This window comes from Nocardioides sp. CCNWLW239 (genome assembly GCF_037137035.1).
Lineage (GTDB): Bacteria > Actinomycetota > Actinomycetes > Propionibacteriales > Nocardioidaceae > Nocardioides.
On the sequence record NZ_JBBBNW010000008.1, the window covers coordinates 87,793 to 94,629 of the forward strand.

A 6,837-nucleotide genomic window follows, 5' to 3' on the forward strand; every position below is an offset into this window, starting at 1 on the left:
TGTGGGAAGGTGTGGGCATGGCACGCACCGCCTCCGCCCCGAGCCCCACCGGAAGCCTGTCGGCAGCTGACGTCCTCGGTCGAGTGACGCTGGTGACCGGCAAGGAGGAGTTCCTGGGGGAGCGCACGGTCGCGGCCGCGAAGGCCGCGGTGAAGGCCTGCGACGCCGAGGCGGAGATCTCCGAGGCGACCGCCGCCGATCTGACGCTGGCCACGCTCGGCGAGCTGAGTGCGCCCTCGCTCTTCTCGAGCATCCGCTGCGTCGTGGTGCGCAACCTGGAGAACCTGCCCGACGAGTCCGTGGCGGGTCTGGTCGACTACGCCGGGATGCCGTCGGAGGAGGTCGCGCTCGTCCTCGTCCACGGCGGTGGACAGAAGGGCAGCGGCACCCTGGCCAAGCTGCGCAAGCTGCCGAAGGTGTCGGAGCACAAGTCCGTCGAGCTGAAGGCGCGCGAGTTCGGCAGCTTCGTGAAGTCCGAGATGCGACTGCACGGTGCGAGCCTCGACGAGGAGGGAGCCGACTTCCTCATCCAAGCGGTCGGCCAGGACCTCCGTGCCCTGGCGGCGGCAGCGAGTCAGCTCGCCGGTGACAACGAGGCGAAACGGCTCGGTCTGGAGCACGTGAAGCAATACTTCGGTGGCCGTGCCGAGGTGAAGAACTACGTCATCGCCGACGCGATCATCTCCGGCGACCGGGTCAAGGCACTCGAGGAGATCCGCTGGGCCCTCGACACCGGTTCGTCCCCGGTCTACGTCCTTTCCGCCGTTGCCGGCCAGCTGCGCACCGTCGCCAACCACGTCGCCGGCATCCGCGACAGCGGCACCCCGCCCTGGAAGCAGAAGTCCATCGCCGGCCTCGCCCGCGGCTGGTCCCGCGAAGCGATCGGCGAGGCCCTCCGCTCGGTAGCCCGAGCCGACGCCGACCTCAAGGGCGCGGCCAGCGACCCGGCCTACACGCTCGAGCGCCTCGTCCTCACCATCGCCGCCCTCCGCCAGCGCTGACCGAGCCCGCCGAGGCGTCACGCCGGTCGGCCGAGGCGTCACGCCGGTCGGCCGAGGCGTCACGCCGGTCGGCCGAGGTGGCACCGCGGTGCCCACTCGGCCGACGCGCGTGACGCTTCGGCAGAAATGACGAAAGCCCCCGCCGCGGAGGACGGGGGCTTCGGTGTGGCTACCTCAGAGGGAGGCGGCCTTCTTGGCGATCGCCGACTTGCGGTTGGCGGCCTGGTTCTTGTGGATGACGCCCTTGGAGGCGGCCTTGTCGAGCTTCTTGGTGGCGACCTTTGCGGTCTCGACCGCAGCGTCCTTGTCGCCGGCCTGGGCGGCGGCCTGGAACTTGCGGATGACGGTCTTGAGCTCGCTCTTGACGGCCTTGTTGCGCTCGTGCGCCTTCTCGTTCTGCTTGTTGCGCTTGATCTGCGACTTGATGTTCGCCATGGGTGAATGATCTCCAGATGCTTCGACGTGTGGTGGTGCGAGCTCTCAATCCGGCCCCTCGGGGAAATGAGAGGGGAGAGGCCTACGCGAACACGCTTGCGGTCAAGATTACAGACTCGCGTCGTATGGCCTCAAATCGCCGCCCCCTGAATAGCTACTCCAGGGTAGGCTGTGGTGATCTCGGTCACGAGATTTCCGAGCGGGACCCCTGTTGTGACGCGACTCGAGCGTCTAAGGTCCCCCGCGCGGCGCCTCTCGTGCACACCGCCCATTGCCACCCCCACGCACACACTGCAGGCCAGGAGAATCATGCCGACCCAGTCCGCGATCGATCTCGCATTCCTCGACGAGATGCCGGCGAACTTCGCCCTTCACTTCCTCAACCGCGTCAAGGCGACCCCGAACGCGGAAGCGTTCCGCTATCCCGTCGTCGGCTCGACGACCGAGTCAGGTGGGGAGGAGTGGAAGTCGCTGACCTGGAAGGAGGCCAGCGACCTGGCCAGCCGCCTCGCCGCGGGCCTGGTCTCGCTCGGCCTCGAGCTGGAGCAGCGGGTCGGGATCGCCTCGACCACGCGCTACGAGTGGATCATCGCCGACCTCGCGGTGATGCTGGCCGGTGGCGCCACGACGACGGTCTACCCGACGACCAACGTCGACGACACCGCCTACATCCTCGGTGACGCCGAGTGCCGGTTCGTCTTCGCCGAGGACGACGAGCAGCTCGCCAAGATCGCCGAGAAGGCGGCTGACCTCCCGGCGCTGACCAAGGTCATCACCTTCGACGGCAAGACCGACGGCGACCGAGTCATCGGCCTGGACGACCTGGCGGCCATCGGTGACAAATACCTCGCCGAGCACCCGGACCTGATCGAGGAGACCGCCGCCAAGATCACCCCGGACCACCTCGCCACACTGGTCTACACCTCCGGGACGACCGGCCGGCCGAAGGGCGTTCGGCTGCTCCACCGCGCCTGGGTCTACGAGGGCGAGGCCGTCCGGGTCCAGGGGGACGTGCTCGGCCCCGACGACCTGCAGTTCCTGTGGCTGCCGATGTCGCACGTCTTCGGCAAGGTGCTGCTCTCGATCCAGATCGCCTGCGGCTTCCCGACCGCGATCGACGGCCGGATGGACAAGATCGTCGACAACCTGGCGATCGTGAAGCCGACCTTCATGGGTGCCGCCCCGCGCATCTTCGAGAAGGTCCACGCCAAGATCACGATGATGGTCGAGAACGACGGTGGCGTGAAGAAGAAGCTCTTCGACGCCGCCTTCGCCAACGGCATCGCCCGCGACCGGCTGGTGCGCGAGGGCAAGTCCGTACCGACCGGCATGGCGCTCAAGCACGCCGTGCTCGACAAGCTCGTGCTCAGCAAGGTCCGTGACCGCTTCGGTGGCCGCGTACGTTTCTTCATCTCCGGCTCTGCGCCGCTCAACCGCGAGATCGCCGAGTGGTTCCGCGCCGCGGGCATCCTCATCATGGAGGGCTACGGCTCCACGGAGAACGCCGCCGGTGCGGCGGTCGGCACCCTGGAGGCCAACAAGCTCGGGACGGTCGGCAAGGCCTTCCCCGGCAGCGAGGTGAAGATCGGGGAGAACGACGAGCTGCTCATCCGCGGCCCGCACATCATGCCCGGCTACCACAACCTCCCTGAGGAGACCGCGAAGGCGCTCGACGCCGACGGCTGGTACCACACCGGTGACAAGGCCTCGATCGACGAGGAGGGCTACATCACGATCACCGGCCGGATCAAGGAGCTGTTCAAGACCTCGGGAGGAAAGTACGTCGCGCCGCCGGCGATCGAGTCGAAGTTCGCCGCGCTCTGCCCCTACACCAGCCAGTTCCTCGTCTTCGGTGCCAACCGCAACTTCGTCACCGCGCTGATCGCCCTCGACCCCGAGTCGATCACCGCCTGGGGCGCCGCCAACGGGCTGGAGGGGAAGTCCTACGAGGAGATCGTCACCTCGCCGCAGGTGCGGGAGATGATCGGCGGCTACGTCGACCAGCTCAACGCCAGCCTCAACCGGTGGGAGACCATCAAGAAGTGGGAGATCCTCGAGCACGACCTGACCGTCGAGCGCGGTGAGCTCACCCCGTCGCTCAAGGTGAAGCGCAACGTCGTGGAGGAGAGGGAGAAGGCCCGCATCGACGCCTTCTACGCCGGCTCCTGAGCCCGGCCCCACCCCTGGCGCTCGGCCAGCCAGTCCAGACACACCTCGCCCTGCCACCGCTGCATCCTGCGGAGGTGGGGCGAGGTCGTCTTCACCGGCTGGTCGGCGGCAGCCAGGAAGTAGCCGGCGAAGAGCGCCAGCACCGAGTCGACGGCCGCGGGTGCGGCCTTCGACAGCAGCGGATGCCCGGCGAGGAACGCCTCCGCGTCCAAGCCGTCCCCGCGAGGTCCGATCAGCAGCAGGAGCGAGTCGATCCAGTCGGCGCCCAGGACGGGCCAGGTCCACTCGACCAGCAGCACGCCGCCGTCGGGGCGGATGAGGACGGTGTCGTCGCGTACGTCGAGATGGACCAGCGTCTCGCCGGCGGTGTGGTCCGCGAAACCGGCAGCGAGCGAGGCCGCCTGGTCCGCGTGCGGGTAGCCGGCCACCCGCTCCCACAGCGCCGGGTAGGAAGCGTGTGACTCGGCGAAGGTCGGCCAGCCAATGCCCGGGGCAGGCGTGAGAGCGGCCGCGGTCTCGACGAGCGCCTGCGAGACGACCTCGAGGTCCGCGGATGTCCACGGCCGCGACGGCAGGCGTGCCTCGACGTGCTCGAAGGCCAGGACCACCCACTCGCCGTCGTCGAACCACCGCAGCTTGGGAGTGGGGACCCAGCCGGCGAGCTTCTTCAGCTTCGCCGCCTCCTCACGATGGAGCGCTGCCGAGTCACGCTGAGCCTTGGCGGAGGCCGCCTTGACGAAATGCTGGGAGCCGTCCTGGCAGGTCAGCACCGAGGCGAACCCCGGCGTGAACCCGGCGCCCTGCGACTCCGCCGAGACCACCGGACCGCCACCGAGATGCTTCTCGATCGAGGCTCGCAGGAACGGAGGCAGATGGGACCACTCCAGGCGTCGAGCGGTCTGCCCGTGCGGGATGTTCGTCGGGATAGCCGAGTTCACGCGTACATCTTGGCGGGACGTCCTCGACTCCGCCAGATGCGGCACGACCTCAGGAGGTCGACGGCAGGGTGAACCTGGTGCCGGGCTTGTCGCCGGAAAGGTCCCAGGCGGTGATCCCGGTGTCCCCGGTCGCACCGTAGAGCCTGGCGCCGTCAGGGCTGAAGGCGGTCGTCGCCGGTCCCTCGACGCTCTGCCCGGAGTCGACGAGTCCGGCCAGCGCCCGTCGCTGTCCGTCGCCGCCCATGGCCTTCGGGCTCCACACGACGGCCGCGTCGTCCGCGGCGAATCCCACCGAGCTCCCGGTGACGGAGAATCCGGTCGCCGCGGTGTCGGGGAGCGTCTCGGCGACCTGGAGATCCTCAGCGCTCCACACGGTCGGCGCACCGCCTGCGCCCGGCCCCGCCAACCAGCGACCGTCCGGGCTCCAGGCGGGGATGCCCTCGGCCTCGGCCACCTGGCCGGTCGAGTCACCGCTGTCGGTGTCGATGATCTCGACGCCGTCCTCACCGGCCACGGCCAGCTGTGCACCGTCCGGGCTGAAGGCGAGAGCACCAGCGCCCTCGATCTCGGTGTCGACGACCTCCTCGCCGTCGACGGTCCAGACCATGACCGCACCATCGGTGCCCGACCCCGCGACGAGCTTCCCGTCCGGGCTGATCGCGGCATCCAGGACCCAGGTCATGTCGGTGACGCCGTCCTCGTAGGGAAGCCCGGTGAGGGTCTGCACGCGCTTGCCGCTGTCCAGGTCGACGAGCGCGATGTCGCCGCAGCCGCCGCCCGTGGCGACCAGCGACCAGTCCGGGGCGAGAGTGATCGGGTTGCCGTCGAAGGCCACCTCGTACGTCCCGTCCGCGGTGTCCCACCGGCACAGCCCCTCCCAGCAGCCGGCCGCGACCGCGTCGCCGGCCGGGCTCACGCTCAGGCTGTCAGGGAAGACCGCCCCGGGGGCGACAGCAACCGGGCGGAGCATCGCTGACGACGAGCAGGACGACTCCTCGCCGGCCGCGCAACCGGTGAGCATCGCGGCAAGCAGGATTCCGGTGAGGGGCAGTACGGGTTTCATTCAGGGCCTTCCGCGACCGGTTCAGTGGGCGACGAGCTGGGTGGCGTCGAAATGGTAGACGTCCCCGTCGGCTGTTTCGTGGCGGTCGATGTCACGACCGTGGCTTCGCAGCAGCGACTGCCGGACCGGGGTCTTGCCCAGTGCGCGGAGCATGTCGTACTCGTCGTTGATACGCAGCACCGACCACGGCCGCTGCTCGCTGCCGTCACCGGTCGAGCGGATGCTGCGCAGCGCGGCCCGGGCGACCCGCCGCTCGCGCGCCGCGGACCGTACGTCACCGGTCCGCTCCATCACGGTGGCCATCCGCAGGTGCGCGGCGGGGCTGAAGATGGCCCCGGGCATGACCCGCTGCAGCTCGGCGGCGGCAGCGGCGTAGGACCCTTCGGCGAGCAGCCTGTCGACCTCGTCGAGATCGAGATCCGGGGTGAAGCCGGCCGAGCCGCGGACGGCACGGCGGAGCGGACCGAGCGTCTCGGGGCCGGGGTCGTCGAGGTAGGCGGTGACCAGGTCGGCGTACGTCGTCACTTCGACTCCTCCAGGAGCCGGTTGAACTCTTCCTCGGTGAGGTTGTTCAGGTAGTCACGGCCGGACTTGCGGGCATCGACCTCGACCGGCTGGTTGTAGTACTCGTCGAAGGTGTCGCCCTTGTCGGTGCTCTTGTAGTCGTCGAAGTTCTCCTCCCACTCGTTGGCCTGCTCCTCGGTGATGCCGTCCTCGCGGTGCTCGTCGAAGGGGTCGTCCTCCCACCAGAACTGCCAGTCGTTCTCGTCCTCGATGGCCTCGTACTGGCGACCGTGCCGGACCTCGTGGGCGACGGTGTTGATCAGGATGCCGGGGTCGTCGAGCATGTTGGGGTTGAGCGCCATCTTGCCGTCGTCATCGCTCCAGTAGCCGTAGGTGATGCTGCCGTCGTCCCAGGTGTCGTTGGCCAGGTCGTCCCAGTCGATGTCGGGCACCTCGACGCCGCTCTCCTCGGCGATCTTCCTGGTCATCTCCTCCAGGACGGCCTTGCGTTCCTCGGTGGTGAGGGTCTCCCACTTCTCCGCGATCGCCGGGTCGATCGTTCCGTACTCGTCGATGTCGTCGTTGACGCCTGCCGGCAGGCCTCGCGTCAGGATCGCGTCGACCCCGACCGCCTTCGCCAACGCCGCCTCGACGTCGTCGGCGATCTCTTGGGCGGTGTGTTGGCGGCTGCTGCTCCATTCTTCGGCTTCGAAGCGGCTCTTGAAGG

7 protein-coding genes are annotated in these 6,837 nt (G+C 68.9%); 2 read left to right on the forward strand and 5 right to left on the reverse strand.

Features of this window, described 5'->3' with window-relative positions:
- Positions 1-17 precede the first annotated feature (17 nt).
- On the forward strand, positions 18-1,001 hold the full coding sequence (gene holA / locus WBG06_RS23925; protein ID WP_336739926.1) for a DNA polymerase III subunit delta: 984 nt from the start codon (positions 18-20) through the stop codon (positions 999-1,001).
- Positions 1,002-1,175: 174 nt separating this feature from the next.
- Here holA and rpsT read toward each other — a convergent pair whose 3' ends face one another.
- On the reverse strand, positions 1,176-1,436 hold the full coding sequence (rpsT, locus tag WBG06_RS23930; RefSeq protein ID WP_336739927.1) for a 30S ribosomal protein S20: 261 nt from the start codon (positions 1,434-1,436) through the stop codon (positions 1,176-1,178).
- 309 nt (positions 1,437-1,745) lie between these two features.
- Here rpsT and WBG06_RS23935 point away from each other — a divergent pair, with 309 nt between their 5' ends.
- A complete protein-coding gene (locus WBG06_RS23935) occupies positions 1,746-3,605 on the forward strand; it encodes an AMP-dependent synthetase/ligase (RefSeq protein ID WP_336739928.1) in 1,860 nt (619 codons plus the stop codon).
- On the opposite strand, the gene WBG06_RS23940 is transcribed toward WBG06_RS23935, so the two are convergent.
- From WBG06_RS23940 to WBG06_RS23955, 4 genes are all read right to left on the reverse strand, one after another.
- The gene (locus WBG06_RS23940) at positions 3,590-4,543 is read right to left on the reverse strand and encodes a hypothetical protein (protein WP_336739930.1); all 954 of its coding nucleotides are present in this window, start codon (positions 4,541-4,543) and stop codon (positions 3,590-3,592) included. The genes WBG06_RS23935 and WBG06_RS23940 overlap by 16 nt on opposite strands.
- Before the next feature lie 49 nt (positions 4,544-4,592).
- The gene (locus WBG06_RS23945) at positions 4,593-5,606 is read right to left on the reverse strand and encodes a WD40 repeat domain-containing protein (protein WP_336739931.1); all 1,014 of its coding nucleotides are present in this window, start codon (positions 5,604-5,606) and stop codon (positions 4,593-4,595) included.
- A 21-nt stretch (positions 5,607-5,627) separates the two neighbouring features.
- Positions 5,628-6,131, reverse strand: a complete 504-nt coding sequence (locus tag WBG06_RS23950; RefSeq protein ID WP_336739933.1) for a DUF4919 domain-containing protein — start codon at positions 6,129-6,131, stop codon at positions 5,628-5,630.
- Positions 6,128-6,837: hypothetical protein (locus WBG06_RS23955; RefSeq protein ID WP_336739935.1), on the reverse strand; the 710-nt coding region annotated here is incomplete at its 5' end. The genes WBG06_RS23950 and WBG06_RS23955, both read right to left, overlap by 4 nt.

Excerpts from the sequence above, each read along its gene's own strand:
- WBG06_RS23945 (WP_336739931.1), bottom strand. The coding sequence starts at position 5,606 with ATGAAACCCGTACTGCCCCTCACCGGAATCCTGCTTGCCGCGATGCTC.
- WBG06_RS23935 (WP_336739928.1), top strand. The coding sequence starts at position 1,746 with ATGCCGACCCAGTCCGCGATCGATCTCGCATTCCTCGACGAGATGCCG.
- rpsT (WP_336739927.1), bottom strand. The coding sequence starts at position 1,436 with ATGGCGAACATCAAGTCGCAGATCAAGCGCAACAAGCAGAACGAGAAG.
- holA (WP_336739926.1), top strand. The coding sequence starts at position 18 with ATGGCACGCACCGCCTCCGCCCCGAGCCCCACCGGAAGCCTGTCGGCA.